The organism is Dyella sp. Tek66A03 (assembly GCF_052567735.1).
Map to the genome: position 1 here is coordinate 1,280,434 of NZ_CP199584.1, position 15,215 is coordinate 1,295,648.

The 15,215-nt window shown below is 62.8% G+C and carries 16 protein-coding genes; 9 read left to right on the forward strand and 7 right to left on the reverse strand.

Annotation, left to right across the window (positions count from 1 at the left end):
- Positions 1-2 precede the first annotated feature (2 nt).
- Genes ACT01B_RS05690 through asnS form a run of 4 tightly spaced genes read right to left on the reverse strand, consistent with a single transcriptional unit; the run spans position 3 to position 3,523 of the window.
- Positions 3-791: an SDR family NAD(P)-dependent oxidoreductase gene (locus ACT01B_RS05690; protein WP_445146405.1), complete on the reverse strand. Its 789-nt coding sequence runs from the start codon at positions 789-791 to the stop codon at positions 3-5.
- 60 nt (positions 792-851) lie between these two features.
- On the reverse strand, positions 852-1,166 hold the full coding sequence (locus tag ACT01B_RS05695) for a hypothetical protein (protein ID WP_445146406.1): 315 nt from the start codon (positions 1,164-1,166) through the stop codon (positions 852-854).
- A 42-nt stretch (positions 1,167-1,208) separates the two neighbouring features.
- Positions 1,209-2,087 carry a hypothetical protein gene (locus ACT01B_RS05700; RefSeq protein WP_445146407.1) on the reverse strand — a complete coding sequence of 293 codons (879 nt, stop codon included), beginning with the start codon at positions 2,085-2,087 and terminating at the stop codon, positions 1,209-1,211.
- 17 nt (positions 2,088-2,104) lie between these two features.
- Positions 2,105-3,523, reverse strand: a complete 1,419-nt coding sequence (gene asnS / locus ACT01B_RS05705) for an asparagine--tRNA ligase (RefSeq protein WP_445146408.1) — start codon at positions 3,521-3,523, stop codon at positions 2,105-2,107.
- Between the two features lie 136 nt (positions 3,524-3,659).
- Between asnS and ACT01B_RS05710 the strand changes: the two genes are divergently transcribed.
- The 5 genes from ACT01B_RS05710 (at position 3,660) to ACT01B_RS05730 (ending at position 7,084) form a co-directional block, all read left to right on the forward strand.
- Complete coding sequence (locus tag ACT01B_RS05710; protein WP_445146409.1) at positions 3,660-3,986, forward strand: HesB/IscA family protein; 327 nt, start codon at positions 3,660-3,662, stop codon at positions 3,984-3,986.
- 239 nt (positions 3,987-4,225) lie between these two features.
- Positions 4,226-4,663: a 30S ribosomal protein S6 gene (gene rpsF / locus ACT01B_RS05715; protein ID WP_445146410.1), complete on the forward strand. Its 438-nt coding sequence runs from the start codon at positions 4,226-4,228 to the stop codon at positions 4,661-4,663.
- A 14-nt stretch (positions 4,664-4,677) separates the two neighbouring features.
- Positions 4,678-4,908: a 30S ribosomal protein S18 gene (rpsR, locus tag ACT01B_RS05720; protein ID WP_445146411.1), complete on the forward strand. Its 231-nt coding sequence runs from the start codon at positions 4,678-4,680 to the stop codon at positions 4,906-4,908.
- A gap of 104 nt (positions 4,909-5,012) precedes the next feature.
- Positions 5,013-5,462 (forward strand): 50S ribosomal protein L9, encoded by a 450-nt coding sequence (gene rplI / locus ACT01B_RS05725; RefSeq protein ID WP_445146412.1) that lies wholly within the window; start codon positions 5,013-5,015, stop codon positions 5,460-5,462.
- Between the two features lie 194 nt (positions 5,463-5,656).
- Positions 5,657-7,084 (forward strand): replicative DNA helicase, encoded by a 1,428-nt coding sequence (locus ACT01B_RS05730; protein WP_445146413.1) that lies wholly within the window; start codon positions 5,657-5,659, stop codon positions 7,082-7,084.
- Positions 7,085-7,164: 80 nt separating this feature from the next.
- On the opposite strand, the gene ACT01B_RS05735 is transcribed toward ACT01B_RS05730, so the two are convergent.
- The gene (locus ACT01B_RS05735; RefSeq protein WP_445146414.1) at positions 7,165-8,946 is read right to left on the reverse strand and encodes a S53 family peptidase; all 1,782 of its coding nucleotides are present in this window, start codon (positions 8,944-8,946) and stop codon (positions 7,165-7,167) included.
- Between the two features lie 549 nt (positions 8,947-9,495).
- Between ACT01B_RS05735 and ACT01B_RS05740 the strand changes: the two genes are divergently transcribed.
- The 4 genes from ACT01B_RS05740 to radA all read left to right on the forward strand — a co-directional run bounded on the left by ACT01B_RS05740 (position 9,496) and on the right by radA (position 13,688).
- The gene (locus ACT01B_RS05740; protein ID WP_445146415.1) at positions 9,496-9,648 is read left to right on the forward strand and encodes a DUF3309 family protein; all 153 of its coding nucleotides are present in this window, start codon (positions 9,496-9,498) and stop codon (positions 9,646-9,648) included.
- Between the two features lie 12 nt (positions 9,649-9,660).
- Positions 9,661-9,870: a hypothetical protein gene (locus ACT01B_RS05745; RefSeq protein WP_445146416.1), complete on the forward strand. Its 210-nt coding sequence runs from the start codon at positions 9,661-9,663 to the stop codon at positions 9,868-9,870.
- A gap of 950 nt (positions 9,871-10,820) precedes the next feature.
- Positions 10,821-11,909 (forward strand): alanine racemase, encoded by a 1,089-nt coding sequence (alr, locus tag ACT01B_RS05750; protein WP_445146417.1) that lies wholly within the window; start codon positions 10,821-10,823, stop codon positions 11,907-11,909.
- 396 nt (positions 11,910-12,305) lie between these two features.
- Positions 12,306-13,688, forward strand: a complete 1,383-nt coding sequence (radA, locus tag ACT01B_RS05755) for a DNA repair protein RadA (RefSeq protein ID WP_445146418.1) — start codon at positions 12,306-12,308, stop codon at positions 13,686-13,688.
- A 43-nt stretch (positions 13,689-13,731) separates the two neighbouring features.
- On the opposite strand, the gene ACT01B_RS05760 is transcribed toward radA, so the two are convergent.
- Together ACT01B_RS05760 and purU are read right to left on the reverse strand one after the other, a co-directional pair.
- Positions 13,732-14,340, reverse strand: a complete 609-nt coding sequence (locus ACT01B_RS05760; RefSeq protein WP_445146419.1) for a glutathione S-transferase family protein — start codon at positions 14,338-14,340, stop codon at positions 13,732-13,734.
- Positions 14,341-14,353: 13 nt separating this feature from the next.
- Positions 14,354-15,211, reverse strand: coding sequence for a formyltetrahydrofolate deformylase (gene purU, locus ACT01B_RS05765; RefSeq protein ID WP_445146420.1), 858 nt, complete (start codon positions 15,209-15,211; stop codon positions 14,354-14,356).
- Positions 15,212-15,215: the final 4 nt, after the last annotated feature.

The window sequence follows — 15,215 nt, forward strand, 5'->3', positions numbered from 1 at the left end:
AGTCAGCTCAGCGAGCGTGTACGGCCGCCGTCCACGGCGATGCTTACCCCGTTCACGTAGGCAGCAGCAGGCGTCGACAGAAACGCGATCACGGCCGCCACTTCCGAGGCCTTGCCGAAGCGTCGTGCCGGCACCGTGGCAAGCATGGCTTGCGCCACTTCATCTTCGGTGCGTCCGCTGCTCCCTGCTTGCGCAGCGAGCAGACCATCCAGCCGGGCCGTCCGGGTGTAGCCGGGCAGGACGTTGTTGACCGTGATGCCATCGGCTGCCAGTTCGCCCGAAAGCGTTTTGGCCCAGGCCGCCACCGCGGCCCGCACCGTGTTGGATACGCCCAGGCCGGCGATCGGTTCCTTCACCGAGGCGGAGATCACATTGACAATGCGCCCATAGCTGGCCGCTCGCATGCCTGGTAACAGTGCTTGCACCAGGGTCTGGCCGGCCAGCAATTGCTGGCGAAACGCGGTCTCGAAGGCGGCTGTCTCTGCCGTGTGGGCGAGGCCGCCCGGCGGGCCGCCGGTGTTGTTGATCAGGATCTGTGCCGGATGGTCGGCGACGATGTCGGTTACGGCGATGCGCAGCTTGTCCGTCTGCAGCATGTCCACCGCAAACCAGCGATGGTGTTGGCCGTGCTTGCGGGGGAGGGCTTCGGCCGCTGTCTTCAGTGCGTCGGCGGAACGTGCTAGCAGGGTCACGCTCGCGCCAAGCTCGGCCAGTTCTATGGCGCTTGCATGGCCGATACCTTGAGATGCGCCGCAGACGAGGGCGTGACGCCCACTCAGGTCGAGCAACATGGTGAGCCCCCTCGAAAAGTGGAAGTGGAGATGGATCAGACCATCCCTAAGATGCAGCCCCTAGCGTGCAGCCCATTGCATGGCGAGCGCGCTGAACCAGCACAGCCAGGCCACCCACGGACAATAGCGCCACAGGCGTCGCCAGCGGGTGATGCCGTCGTCATCCAGCGCCGGCAGCACCGGTGAGCGCAGCGCGAGTTGCAGCCGCAACCACGTGCGCCACGCTGTCGTCGGGCGCCCGTCCTCCTCGGCGATGATTAGCCATTGCTGTGGATGCTTGTGGCGCAACAGCGAAGCGACTCGGTACTGCGCCACGAAGTGCAGCACAAAGCTGACGACGCCAGCAACCAGTAACGTTAGGTAGATCTCGATCATGCCGCGCCTGTCTTCAGTAGTCGGTTTTTAAAATTCAGGAGATCAGCTTTTGCCGGCACCGGCGTTCGATGCCGATGACGCGCCATCGCTGGACGTCGCGCCATTGTTCTTGGCATCGGTACTCTTGCTGCTGGAGCTCCCCCATCCCGGCACGGGAAGGGAATCGCGCAGCGTGTTGAGCACGCCGTTGCCCTGTTCGGGCTTGCCGCAGATGGCATTGTTCACGGCATCCTTGAACGCGTTGTTCATCAGCCCGATCCAGACCGCGCCATCCGGTCCGTGCGGCACTTTGAAGCTGCCGGCGGCAGCCATTTTCACCGGTGCTTCGGCCGAGAAGGATGCCGGCGATTGTTCCCAGTAGGTGTTACTGGCCTGTTGCTTGGCCGAGCTGTACAGGACCAGGTAACGCGCACGCTTGTCGGTGATTTCCACACTGCCGAAGGCGCCGGAAGTTTCGTCCGTCCAGCCCATGTGTTCGCACAAGCCGACATCTTGCGAGCTGATCGGCTGGAAGGCTTCGTCGAGCACCACCACGGTGGGCGCGAACAGGTAGCTGGAGCGCAGCCAGCGGCCATTCAACTCGGACTTGAACGCGACGTGGTAGGGAAGCTGGGCTTCGCGCGGTAGGCTGAAGCTGAGGAAATAACTGCGCTCGCCATTGAGATTGCCGACCAGGCTGCCCGGCCCCAGCACGAACTTCTTCGGTTGCCAGGGCAGGGCGTTCTCGAACGAGAAGTCCGCAAACGTCGTGCAGCACGGCGTCGCCGTCTGCAATTCGGTCTTGGCCGCATCGAGACTGCTGCGGTTGTTCTCCGGCGGCCTCAGGTTGGGCGGCACCAGCGTTTTCACGCTATGGCAGCCGCTCACCAGCAGCAGGACGAAAACGATGAAAGCAGTGGCGACAGGGAGGCGATAATGCATAAGGCGATTCGTGTGGGTCAGAATTCGGCCGTCCCCGCGGCACGCGGGTAGGGGATGGCGTCGCGAATATTGGATAGGCCGCACACATAGACCAGCAAGCGCTCGAAACCGAGGCCGAAGCCTGCGTGCGGCACGGTGCCATAACGGCGAAGATCACGATACCAGCCGTAGGTGGCCGGATCGAGGCCGAACTGGGCCATGCGGCGGTCGAGATAGTCCAGGCGCTCCTCACGCTGCGCACCACCGATGATCTCGCCGATGCCTGGGGCCAGCACGTCCATGGCGGCGACGGTCTTACCGTCGTCGTTGAGGCGCATGTAGAAGGCCTTGATCTGCTCGGGGTAGTTCATCACCACCACCGGACGGCCGATGTGTTTCTCGGCGAGATAGCGCTCGTGCTCGGTCTGCAGGTCGATACCCCAGGCGACCGGGAATTCGAACTTCTGGCCGGACTTTTTCAGGATCTCGATGGCGTCGGTGTAGTCGATGCGTTCGAACGGCTGCGCGATGAATGCTTCCAGACGGCTGATCGCGTCGGGCTGCACGCGCTCGGCAAAAAACGCCATGTCATCCTGGCGCTCGTCCAGCACCGCCTTGAAGATCGCCTTGAGGAAGCCCTCGGCGCAGTCGGCGTTGTCGTGCAGGTTGGCGAACGCGATTTCCGGTTCCACCATCCAGAACTCGGCCAGATGGCGCGGCGTGTTGGAGTTTTCGGCGCGGAAGGTGGGGCCGAAGGTGTAGACCTTGCTCATCGCCAGGCAATAGGCCTCGACATTGAGCTGGCCGGACACGGTGAGAAACGCTTCGCGCCCGAAGAAATCCTTGCGGAAATCGATCTTGCCGTTTTCCGTGCGCGGCAAGTTGGCCAGGTCCAGGGTGGACAGGCGGAACATGTCGCCCGCGCCCTCGGCATCGGACGTGGTGATGATCGGTGTGTTGATCCAGAAGAAGCCCTGTTCGGTGAGCCAGCGATGGATCGCCGTCATCATGGTGTGGCGCACTCGGGTCACGGCGCCGAACAGGTTGGTGCGCGGACGCAGATGCGCCACTTCGCGCAGGAACTCCATCGAATGCTGCTTGGGCTGGATCGGGTAGGTTTCCGGATCGTCGACGAAGCCGGTGACCGTTACTTCGTTGGCCTGAATCTCGAAACGCTGGCCCTTGCCCTGCGAGGCCACCAGGATGCCGGTGACGATCACGCCAGCGCCGGCGGTGAGATGCTTCACTTCGCTTTCGTAATTGGGGGCCTGGTCGGTAACCACCGCCTGAATCGGATCGAAGCAGGAACCATCGCTCACATTGACGAAGGACAGGCCCGCCTTCGAATCGCGCCGGGTGCGGACCCAGCCGCGCACGGTCACGGTGTTGCCGGCTTCGATGCCACCGGAAAGAGCCTGCTTCACGCTGCATAACATCGGACTAACCACCACCGCCATGGATTGAAACTCCTGCTGGGCGCCGCATATCGGACGCGTAAGACTAAGTTCGACATGATAATGTACGCATCGTTCAGGTAGCGACCCTTCGCGCCTGGATTTCCGAACCTCGCAACGCCCGGTATCCTCTGCAGCCATGACCATCACTATTACTCCCGCCGCCAGCGAACGTATGCGCCAGTTTCTGGCCGGTACGCCGAATGCCGCGGGCGTACGCTTTGGTGTGAAGCGCACGGGGTGCTCCGGTTTCGGCTATGTGGTGGACCTGGCCGATGCGCTAGACAGTGACGACCAACTCGTGAACGTCGACGGTGTGCCGCTAATCGTGGACAGCAAGAGTCTGTCTCTCGTGGACGGTACCGTCATCGATTTTCAGCGCCAGGGTCTGAACGCCAGTTTCGTCTTCCACAATCCCAACGCCACCGGCGAATGCGGTTGTGGCGAGAGCTTTACGGTCGGCTGAGGACGTCCCGATATCGAGCCGTCATCCCAGCGGCTTTTAACAGCCGAAGGGCTGGTCACGCTGGGATGACGGGCTTGTTTTTCAGCCGCTTGCGTCGTTTTCCTTGCGTTGCTTGCTCCATCTACCTTATAATCCCGCTTCTGTCCGCGCCCGAATGGCTCGGATGGAACCTTGCCTCACCCCCTTAGGGCGGGAGGCTGCGAGGCCGCAAGGCCGCATCCACAAGGAGTTACCCAACAATGTCCCTGCGACATTACGAAGTTGTGTTTCTGGTCCACCCTGACCAGAGCGAACAGGTCCCCGCGATGATCGAGCGCTACAAAGCGCTGATCGAGACCGACGGTGGCAAGATCCATCGCCTGGAAGATTGGGGCCGCCGCCAGTTGGCCTACCCGATCGTGAACCTGGCCAAGGCTCACTACGTCATGCTCAACATCGAAGTGAGCCAGAACGCGCTGAACGAGCTGGAGTCGGGTTTCCGCTTCAACGACGCCGTGCTGCGCCACCTGGTGGTTCGCCGCGATGCGGCCGACATCGAGCAGTCCTTCATCCTTAAGAGCAAGGAAAAGGATGACGCCAAGACCTCGCGTCGCCGCGATGACGACAGCGACGGTGACGAGCGCCCGGCACGTCGCGAGCGCGACGACCGCGATAACGATCGCGACAGCGACGACTGATCAGGAGCCACGACATGTCCAAGTTCTTCCGCCGCCGCAAATTCTGCCGCTTCACGGCCGAAAAAGTCGTAGAGATCGATTACAAGGATCTCAACACCCTGCGCCAGTACGTGACTGAGAACGGCAAGATCGTTCCCAGCCGCATCACCGGCACCAAGGCTCGCTACCAGCGTCAGCTGGCGACCGCGATCAAGCGCGCTCGCTTCCTGGCTCTGCTGCCGTACACCGACAACCACGACATCTGATCGTGGCGCACGTCCGGCCTTGCGGTCGGGCGAGCACGTCAACTCTTCGGACAGCCGTCCACGGCTGCACCGGGCCTCACCGGTGCTAACGAAAAGGAACCATCATGCAGCTGATTCTTCTTGAGAAAGTCCGCAACCTCGGCAACCTTGGCGACAAGGTCAATGTGAAGCCGGGTTACGGCCGTAACTACCTCCTGCCGCAGGGTAAGGCCGTGCCGGTCAACGCCGTCAACCTCGAAGCTTTCGAGAAGCGTCGCGCCGAGTACGAAGCCAAGGCCAAGGACCAGCTGTCCGGTGCCGAAGGCCGCAAGGCCAAGCTGGAGGAGGTCTCCGTGACCATCTCCGCTAACGCCAGCCCGGAAGGCAAGCTGTACGGCTCGGTCGGCCCGCGCGAAATCGCCGAGGCTCTCGAGGCCGCCGGTCACGACGTGAACAAGGGTGAAGTGATCCAGGGCGAAGGCCCGATCCGTCACACCGGTGAGTTCGAGGTCGTGATCAGCCTGCACGCTGACGTGCAGACCAAGGTCAAAGTGATTGTGGTCGGCGAAAAGTAAGCCGATCCATCGCTAGTAGTACCCGGACGGGCGCCTCCAGGGCGCCCGTCTGCTTTTGTGCCTGCACTTATCCACGTCTGCGCACAGGTTATCCACAGACTTATTGTCTCGCGGCATGAGATCGCGCCGCGTATGCTCTGTGCCCAACGCCATGCCGCCGGCGAATGTGTGCCGGTCCGCCGCGAGGAATCTTGATGCCCTTCGTTACTGATCGTTCCGATCGCCCTGAGCGCTACGGTCGTTCCGAGCGCAAGCTTCCTTCCAACATCGACGCGCTACGCGTGCCGCCGAGTTCGATTGACGCGGAGCAAGCCGTACTGGGCGGCCTCATGCTGTCGCCGGACTCGCTGGACAAGGTGGCCGACCGCCTGAGCGAGCAGGATTTTTACCGCAAGGACCACCGCCTGATCTGGCGTGCCATCACCGAGCTGGCGGCCAAGGGCATGCCGTGCGATGCGGTGACCCTGGGCGACTGGTTCGAGGCCAATGGCCTGGGTGAGATGGTCGGTGGCGCCTCCTACCTGATCGACCTGGCCAACACCACGCCCAGCGCGGCGAACATCACCGCATACGCGGAAATCGTGCGTGAGAAGTCGGTGCTGCGCCAGCTGATCGACGCCGGCACGGGCATCGCCGAGGACGGCTATCAGCCCGAAGGGATGGGCGTGCAGGAGGTGCTTGAGCGCGCCGAGCAGGCGGTTTTCAAGATCGCCGAATCGGGCGCCCGCGGCAAGAAAGATACGGTGTCGATGCGCGAAGCGGTCAAGGATGCGTTCCGCATTCTGTCCGAGCGCTTCGAGAACAAGGGTCAGCTCACCGGTGTCTCCACCGGCTTTTCCGATCTGGACGAGCTCACTTCGGGCCTGCAGCCCTCCGACTTGATCATCGTCGCGGCGCGTCCCTCCATGGGCAAGACGGCGTTTTCGGTGAACATCGCCGAAGCGGTGGCGATGCGTGGCAAGAAGGCCGTGGCGATCTTCTCGATGGAAATGTCGGCCTCGCAGCTGGCCTTCCGTATGATTTCGTCGGTCGGCCGCATCCACGCGCAGCATCTGCGTAACGGCGACCTGGCCGAGGAGGATTGGCCGCGCGTCACCAATGCCATCGCCTTGCTGTCCGAGGCGAAGATCTTCATCGACGACACGCCCGGCCTGTCTCCAGTGGAGTTGCGCTCGCGTTCCCGCCGCCTGCATCGCGAGCACGGCGGCCTTGGCTTGATCGTGATCGACTACCTGCAGCTGATGCAGGTGCCCGGCAACAAGGAAAACCGCGCGACCGAAATCTCGGAGATCTCCCGTTCGCTCAAGGGCCTCGCCAAGGAACTGCAGTGTCCGGTGATCGCGCTGTCGCAGTTGAACCGTTCGTTGGAGCAGCGCGCCGACAAGCGTCCGATGATGTCCGACTTGCGCGAATCGGGCGCTATCGAGCAGGACGCCGACGTGATCATGTTCATCTACCGCGACGAGTACTACAACAAGGAATCGCCCGATAAGGGCCTTGCCGAAATCATCATCGGCAAGCAGCGTAACGGTCCGACCGATACGGTGAAGCTCACCTTCCTGGGCCACTACACCAAGTTCGAGAACTACGCGCCCGATTCCTTCGTCGGCGCGTTCGAGTGAGCCAAGGGCGTTCGAAATTCAATGCAGGGTGAGACACAAGGGGCGGCCATGGGCCGCCCCTTGTGCATGCGCGTGACTGCTTATGGATGCGTGGCCGTGTTGAAGCCAGGCGTGGCGCTAATGAAGGTGGCCGCCGACTGGATGTCGAAGCTGCCCCAGCCGGTCGCGTTGTCACGGCCGGCGGCGGCCGAGTAGTGGCCATTGTTGCCGGTGATGACGTCGTGGAAAGGGAACTGGCTGGAGTAGGCGTAGAGCGCCGGCGCGGCGAAGCCCAGACCATTGGCGTTGGCCGACTCAAGACGTGCCCAGGCACCGACGAACAGCGGTGAGGCCAGGCTGGTGCCGCCGTTGGTGTAATAACCCGACTGCGGAATGCCCGAGGTGGAGCTCGCCGTGAAGTAGACGATGATCGGCGAGTTCGTCCAGTCCGCATCGAAGGCCACGTCCGGCAGGGAGCGGTGGGCATAGCTGCTCGACTGCCAGCTCGGCGTCGCTTCCGAACTGCTGACGCCGCCGCCGCTATACGGCCACGAGGCCTCCGAGGTGTAGCTATCGGCCGAGGTGGTGTTCAAGGTCGTACCGCCTGCGGCCACCACATAGGGCGAGCTTGCCGGGTAGTTCACCGATAGCGTGGTGGTACTGCCGTAGGCGCCGTTCTGCGGTGCCGTGCTGCCGATCGGGCACGGATAGGAGCCGTTGTCGCCGGTCGCGGCCGAGAAGGTCTGGCCCTGGGTCACGCCGAGCTGGAAGGCCGAGTCGGCGAAGCCGGGAGCGCCATCGCACTCGGGCAGGCCCCAGGACATGTTGATCACGCGCGCGGTGTTGTCGCTCACCGCCTTGTTGATCACCTGCAGCAGGCCACTGTTGGTGGCGCCGCTGGAGCCGGTGCGGCTGCTATAGGTGCCGCCGTCGGTGTAGAAGATCAGCTTCTGCACGCCGCCGCTGATGCCGACGATGGCCTGCGCGTCCATGCCCCATTCGCCCTGGCCGCTATCGTCGGTACTGCTCTTGGTGACCGTGGATTCGATCGCCGTCGGCACCGCGGTGATGCCCTGGCCACTCTCGAACTGGGTCAGATCCTTCACCGCATTGGTCATGCTGCCCCAGCCCAGGATCCCCACCGTCGTCGAGGTAGCGGCCGTGGTGGTGCCGGCGTGATAGACCGTGGCGAACTCCTGCGGATAGTAAGCATGTGCCTGGGAGTTGCCGGTCACCGAGACGACGGTGTAGGCCGGCTTGATCTGCGATGACGGCAGCGAGAACACATGGGCCTGGTGGAACGTGTTGAAGCCGAGCACCTGGTCAACCTGGGCGCCCAGTGCCGCGGGGACCTGCACGTCCGTCGTATTGGCGATGCCGTCATGCCCGTTGCGGCTGAAATGGCCGATCGAGGTGCGGAATGCCTGGCGTGCCGAGCCAACCGTGCCATCGGCGGTGACCAGCAGGCGGTTCGCCGCGATCTGGACATTGGTAAAGCCTTGCTGACTGAGATAGTCCGCGACGGCCTGCGCCTGCTGCTGCGTGGGCGCGAACAGCGCCGTGCTGTCCTGGTTGCTCAGGAACTGGTGATAGGACGGGCTGCCGGGGTGGAACAACTCGCTGAGGTAGCTATCGAGTACATCCTGATTGCGCAGTTTCAAGGTAACCGTAATCGATACCGGTTCCTGATCCGCCGCATAGCCATTGAACTTGGCATTGCCGGTGTATGGCGTCACCGTGCGCGTGGCCGACCACGCCGTGGCATCCGCGCTGTGTGCTGGCGCTGCCGCCAGGGCGCATTGCATCCCGATCAGCAGTGCCAACGCTGCCGTTAAACGCCTACGCGCAAAGTCCCGTGACACACCGCTACTAGCTCTAGTCATGCGAAGACACTCCTATAGTGAAAATGCAATCAGGTCTGACTTGCCATCGCAGCGTTAATCGCGCACGGACGCAGCACACTTGCGAGTCGCCTGGCGGCGGCCCATGAAGGCGGGGTCGATACGGAATGGAGCACCTCGCGTCGTCAGACGTCCCCTCGGTGCTCCGGCTGCAACTTTTTTATAGGGGGCCGTTCGGTGAGAAATCGTGAGGAAAGTCACGATTCATTGTAGGCGCAAGATAATGCCTTTCATGCTTGCGCAACCCACTGAAACGTAGCTAGTTTTTATCTCTGGCGAAGGGTGGCGCAAATAAACGCGGCGCTCCTGTCTGCCGATTCCTGCCGTTTTGCGCCATCGCTGACGCGTGTGCTTCACCAGCGCATGCGCGAAGGAGGGTCTGGCCTGAATGAAACGTGTCTGCTCAGGGTCCCAAAGTAATGCTTGCTGACCGGGACATAGTCCTATGCGTCCGCTGCACACCAAGCTGCGGTGAAGTTCACGCGGGCCCGCGCAGGCTGCCGCCGAGTGTTCTCCAATGAGGTGAGCCCCATGTCCCTGATTCTATTGCTCGTCGTGGTGGTGCTGCTGCTTGGTGCCGTCCCTGCTTGGCCGTATAGCCGTTCCTGGGGCTATGGGCCCAGCGGAGGTCTCGGCATCCTCCTGATCGTTCTCATCGTGTTGCTCGTCATAGGCATCATATGAGGTGAGATAACCATGAACAGATCATTGATCCTTGCGTTGTTGGTCGGCTGCTGTGTATCTCTCGCTGGCTGCGGAAGCACGACGCGCGTGGTGCAGAACAACGAGACCTGCGGCAAGCAAATGACCGATTTGCAGAACGCACTGGCTTCGGGCGCCATGACCCAGTCCGAATATGAGCGGGCTCGCAGGGAGGCGATCAAACGCTGCGATAAGTCGTCCTAGGATCTTGCTGGCGCGATGGTGCTTGCCAGGAAGCCTCGCGGGGTACGAGGCTCGATAGGGCGTCGGGGCCGATCCATGGGCGCCGACGCCCCATGCGATATCGACGCGTTTGCCAGGGCGACGCTGAGCAACGTATTTCGCTGCGCGCCGCGGCGGTTGTCACATAACATAACGGCGCCTGTACGCGGCCTTTCGCTATGCACCTTTTACACGGAAAACACCTGGGGCGTTTACGTTGCCGGGCGCAGCCTGCTGGATGCGTTTCCCCGAGGTGCATCCTTGCCGATGATGCTCCTGCTCAGCATCGTGTTGCTACCGCTTGATCCCATCCCTCATGGCCGAAAGCCGATCCTAACGCCAAGGGCCAAGCGGCAGCCTTGGTGTCCACCTCATCATTCCTCATCGTGTTGCACGTTGTGGGTGTTCTGTGAGGTGCGCTGGTCATGAACGAATCACTGATGCTAGCTCTGTTGATAGGTTGCTGCATGGCGCTTGCGGGTTGCGCAAGTACGACTCGCGTGGTGCAGAACAATGAGCGCTGTGACATGCGACTGTTGGATTTGCGCGGCGCTTTTGACTCGGGTGCCATGGATCAGACGCAATATACGCGCGCACGTCGTGAAGCAGTCAGGCGCTGCCAAGGGGCGTAAGGCGTGCCTGGCTGCCCCCACTTGCGGAGCGGGTTGCCGGGTACCTGCTGGCCTGCCACTGGGGATGCAAGGCATGCGCGTCGCGCAGGGATGAGGCTAAGTTTGAGCGGCGGACGGGGGATTGCCCGATAACGGTCATCGAGGTGGCTCGATCTCGCCGCAGGGTGGCGTTATGGTTAGGGTGTCGCGTCGGGTGCATCTGGCTGTGCTGCTAAGCTGCCTGTCGGGTCCGCTGCAAACGTCCGGCCCGGGCCGTCCCTATCCTCTCTTATCGCGCCGCGGCTGCGGCACCAAGCAGGCATGAGTCGTACTACTGTCGCCACCGTCCATCTCGGCGCGCTGCGCCACAATCTGGCCCGCATCAAGGCGCTGTCGGCACCTGCGAAGGTGATGGCCGTTGTGAAGGCCGATGCCTATGGGCACGGGCTGGAGCGCGTGGCACGCGCGCTCGATGGCGAGGCAGATGCGTTCGCGGTTGCGGCGCTGGGCGATGGACTGCGACTGCGCGCGGCTGGGCATCGGCAGCGCATCGTGGTGTTGTCCGGTCCGGATCACGCCAGCGATATCGCTGAAATGCAGCGTCTTAATCTGGATGCGGCGATCCATCACGAAGCGCAACTGCATTGGTTGAAAGAAGCGTCGCCAGCGCGCGGTCCGCTGCGCGTGTGGCTGAAGGTAGACAGCGGTATGCATCGCCTGGGCTTTGCGCCGGAAGCGGTGGCCTTCGTGCATGCGCAGCTGGCGGCCATGCCGGGCATCGACCCGGAAATCGGCCTGCTTACGCATTTCGCCGAATCGGAAGTGTTCGATGGCATGCAGACGTCAGCGCAGATCATTCGATTCGCTGAGGCCACGCGGGGGCTGCGCGGGCCGCGTTCGCTATCCAATTCGGCCGCCGTGCTGGGCTGGGCCGATGCGCGGGGCGACTGGGTGCGTACCGGCGGCTTGCTGTACGGACTCTCCGTGGTCGATGGCAAAACCGGTGCGGACTTTGGTTTCCGGCCGGCCATGACCTTGAGCACGCGTTTGATCGCGGTCAATCGTATCGGCAAGGGCGAGCGCATCGGTTACAACGGTACCTGGACCTGTCCCGAGGACATGCCGGTAGGCGTGGCGGCGGTAGGTTATGGCGATGGCTATCCGCGCAGCGCCGTGGCCGGTACGCCCGTGTTGGTCGGCGAGCGGCAGGTTCCGTTGATCGGCCGCGTGTCGATGGACCTGATTACGCTGGACCTGCGCAAAGCGCCCGAGGCCAAGGTGGGCGATCGCGTCACCTTGTGGGGGCCTGAGTTGCCGGTGGAGAACATTGCCGCACAGGCGGGCACGATCTCCTATGACCTGACATGCGGTATGACCCGTCGCGTGCTGTTTGTCGAAGACGAGCATTAGGGATGCTCTGATCTATTCAACGAGGGTGTCACCGGTTCTGTCTGCTCGCAGATGCGTGCTGCGTCGTCGCACGCGGGGAGAGGACATGGATGTCCTCGGCTTTGAGGAGCGAGGAAGGCAGGCTGGCTGCCTGTCGAGACGGCGCGGCGCGGAGCTGCGAGCAGACAGAACCGGCCCTTCGGGTGATGTCCAGAAAGTCCGCAGGCCGCGGTGCGCGGCTTGCCCAGGCGGCCAGCCTGCGCTGCGCCACCCCCCACACCCTGCGAACTTTCTGGACATCATGCCATCCTCGTTGAATAGATCAGAGCACCCCTACCAAGGCTATTGCGTCTCGCGGCGTGCGATGCCCACCCGCTAAGCTCTGCCCATTCGCTCAACGTCTCCCCGGGAATATCCATGGCCAAAGCCAAGACCGCCTATGTCTGCACCGATTGTGGTGCGGAGCATTCGAAATGGCAGGGGCAGTGCATTGAGTGCGGCGCCTGGAACACCTTGAGCGAATTCGTGGTGCAGCCTGCAGTCAAGTCTGCGGGCGCTGCCCGTAGCACGAGTGGTTATGCGGGAGCTGCGGCGGGTTCGCCCAAGGTCACGCCGCTGACAGCTGTAGCGCTCAACGCCGAAACGCGCACGCTCACCGGTATCGGCGAGCTGGATCGTGTCCTGGGCGGTGGCCTGGTCGACGGATCGGTGGTGCTCATTGGTGGCGATCCGGGCATCGGCAAATCCACCTTGTTGCTGCAGATGCTGGGTACGCTCGGCGCGCAGTTGCCTAGCGTGTACGTGACCGGCGAGGAATCGCTGGCCCAGCTGGCCGCGCGCGCCCAGCGCCTGGATTTACCGCTGGGGCCGCTGCACGCGCTGGCGGAAACTTGCATCGAACGCATCATCGAGCAGGCCCTGGCGAACCGGCCGCGGGTATTGGTGATCGATTCCATCCAGACCATCTGGACCGAGCTGCTCACAGCGGCGCCGGGCTCGGTGAGCCAGGTGCGCGAATCGGCGGCCAAGCTCACGCGCTTCGCCAAGGAAACCGGTACGTCGGTGTTCCTGGTGGGACATGTCACCAAGGAAGGCGGCATCGCGGGGCCGCGCGTGCTCGAGCATATGGTGGATGCGGTGCTGTATTTCGAAGGCGAATCGGGTAGTCGCTTCCGCGTGCTGCGCGCGTTCAAGAACCGCTTCGGCGCGGTCAACGAATTGGGCGTATTCGCCATGTCGGAAAAGGGCTTGCGCGAAGTGCCCAATCCGTCGGCGATCTTCCTTTCCGCGCATAGCGGGCCGACCTCGGGCAGCGCCGTGATGGTCACGCGCGAAGGCACCCGACCCTTGCTGGTCGAGGTGCAGGCGCTGGTCGACCAGTCCTCGCTGGGCAATCCGCGTCGCGTGGCCCTGGGCCTGGAGCAGAACCGCCTGGCCATGTTGCTGGCCGTGCTGCATCGGCATGGCGGGGTGGCGGCTTACGACCAGGACGTGTTCGTCAATGTGGTGGGCGGTATTCGCGTGCAGGAAACGGCGGCGGATATGCCGGTGCTGCTGGCGGTGCTATCCAGCTTGCGTGATCGCCCGCTGCCGGAGAAGAACATCGCGTTTGGCGAAGTGGGGCTTTCGGGGGAAATTCGCCCGGTGCCGAATGGCGAGGAACGCTTGAAGGAAGCGGCGCATCACGGTTTCCAGCGGGCCATCGTGCCGAAGGCCAACGCGCCGAAGAAAGGGCGCGTGGGCGATATGGAAGTGGTGGCGGTGGAGCGCCTTTCAGACGCCATCGACGCCTGCCGTTGATGTCCTGCTTCCTCTCCCCTTCGGGGAGAGGGGATGAGAGCGCTTAGATCTGTGGCAGCGCCATAAAATCCGGATGCTGCTCGGCGCGCATCGCAAATGCTGCCAGCCGGGGGTAGGACGCAGGGTCGACGGCCTCCGGCGTCACCAACTGGGTAAAGCCCCAGGCGACGGCGATGGAGACATCAGCCTGCCCCGGCGAATTGCCGAAAAGCCATCCATCCACACCGTCGATCTCGCGTTCAAGCACACCGTAGGCCGCATGCAGCTGGCCTTTCACGCGTTGCAGCCACGCTGCATCACGTTTGTCGGCCTCGCGTTTGTGCTCGTAGACGATCTGCACACTCTTTTCGCTGGCGGTGAGGGCAGTGCCGATCAGGCGTAGTGCGCGCAGGCGTGCGGCCGACTCGCCAGGCATAAGGCTGGGCCGCTCGCTGATGGTTTCCGCCCAGTCGATGATCAGGTTGGAGTCGACCAGCAGGGCGCCGTTATCCAATACCAGCGTCGGCGCCTTCACCTGCGGATTGATCGACTGGAATTCATCGAAGTCGGAAAACACGGAGAGCGAGCGATGGGTAAACGGAACGCCCAGCAGGCGCAGCGAGATGGCGGTGCGGCGCACATAGGGGGAGTCGAGCATGCCGATCAGTTCCACGCATATCTCCAGGTCAGGAAGTGAAGATGACGGTCTTGCTGCCGTTGAGCAGTACGCGGTCATCGAGATAAAGCCTGAGGGTTCGAGCGAGTACGCGACGCTCGATGTCACGACCGATCCGAATTAGATCATCTGGCGTGTCCGCATGCGTCACGCGTTCGATGTCCTGTTCGATAATGGGACCTTCGTCCAGGTCAGCCGTGACGAAGTGCGCAGTGGCGCCTATCAGCTTGACGCCTCGGCGGTGCGCCTGATGATACGGCCGCGCGCCCTTGAAGCCAGGCAGGAAGGAGTGATGGATATTGATGCAGCGCCCCTCCAGCCGTTTGGCCAGTTCGGCCGAAAGTACCTGCATATAGCGGGCGAGCACGACGAGCTGCGCGCCGCTGTCCTCGATCAGTTTCGACAAGGCCGCGTCCTGTACCACACGATGATCCCTGTCCGCAGGCAGGTAATGGAACGGAATGGCGTCGAAGTCCAGATGCCGGTACGTCTCGCGCGCATGATTGGCGACGATGCCGACGATGTCCATCGGCAGCTCCCCGATGCGCCAGCGATAAAGTACGTCAGCGAGGCAATGGTCGAACTTCGACACGAGTAGCAAGACGCGGTGGCGCTGTGCGCGATCGCGCAAGGTCCATTGCATGTCGAAGGTGTCGGCGACGGCGGCAAAGCCGCGATGCAATTCGTCTTGACTGATGCCGCTGCCCTGAAACACCAGGCGCATGAAGAAGCGCGCGGTCTCGTCGTCACCGAACTGCTGCGCCTCCAAGATGTTGCAGCCTCGTCCCGCCAGATGCCCCGATACCGCCGCCACGATGCCGGCGCGATCCGGACAAGAGAGGGTGAGGATGAACTGGTCGGCGGCCATGATC

Bases quoted from the DNA above. Each gene is read 5' to 3' on its own strand.
- rplI (WP_445146412.1), top strand. From the start codon at position 5,013: ATGCAGCTGATTCTTCTTGAGAAAGTCCGCAACCTCGGCAACCTTGGC.
- ACT01B_RS05735 (WP_445146414.1), bottom strand. From the start codon at position 8,946: ATGACTAGAGCTAGTAGCGGTGTGTCACGGGACTTTGCGCGTAGGCGT.
- purU (WP_445146420.1), bottom strand. From the start codon at position 15,211: ATGGCCGCCGACCAGTTCATCCTCACCCTCTCTTGTCCGGATCGCGCC.
- ACT01B_RS05740 (WP_445146415.1), top strand. From the start codon at position 9,496: ATGTCCCTGATTCTATTGCTCGTCGTGGTGGTGCTGCTGCTTGGTGCC.
- alr (WP_445146417.1), top strand. From the start codon at position 10,821: ATGAGTCGTACTACTGTCGCCACCGTCCATCTCGGCGCGCTGCGCCAC.
- rpsR (WP_445146411.1), top strand. From the start codon at position 4,678: ATGTCCAAGTTCTTCCGCCGCCGCAAATTCTGCCGCTTCACGGCCGAA.
- ACT01B_RS05710 (WP_445146409.1), top strand. From the start codon at position 3,660: ATGACCATCACTATTACTCCCGCCGCCAGCGAACGTATGCGCCAGTTT.
- ACT01B_RS05695 (WP_445146406.1), bottom strand. From the start codon at position 1,166: ATGATCGAGATCTACCTAACGTTACTGGTTGCTGGCGTCGTCAGCTTT.
- ACT01B_RS05745 (WP_445146416.1), top strand. From the start codon at position 9,661: ATGAACAGATCATTGATCCTTGCGTTGTTGGTCGGCTGCTGTGTATCT.
- rpsF (WP_445146410.1), top strand. From the start codon at position 4,226: ATGTCCCTGCGACATTACGAAGTTGTGTTTCTGGTCCACCCTGACCAG.
- radA (WP_445146418.1), top strand. From the start codon at position 12,306: ATGGCCAAAGCCAAGACCGCCTATGTCTGCACCGATTGTGGTGCGGAG.
- ACT01B_RS05700 (WP_445146407.1), bottom strand. From the start codon at position 2,087: ATGCATTATCGCCTCCCTGTCGCCACTGCTTTCATCGTTTTCGTCCTG.
- ACT01B_RS05730 (WP_445146413.1), top strand. From the start codon at position 5,657: ATGCCCTTCGTTACTGATCGTTCCGATCGCCCTGAGCGCTACGGTCGT.
- asnS (WP_445146408.1), bottom strand. From the start codon at position 3,523: ATGGCGGTGGTGGTTAGTCCGATGTTATGCAGCGTGAAGCAGGCTCTT.
- ACT01B_RS05690 (WP_445146405.1), bottom strand. From the start codon at position 791: ATGTTGCTCGACCTGAGTGGGCGTCACGCCCTCGTCTGCGGCGCATCT.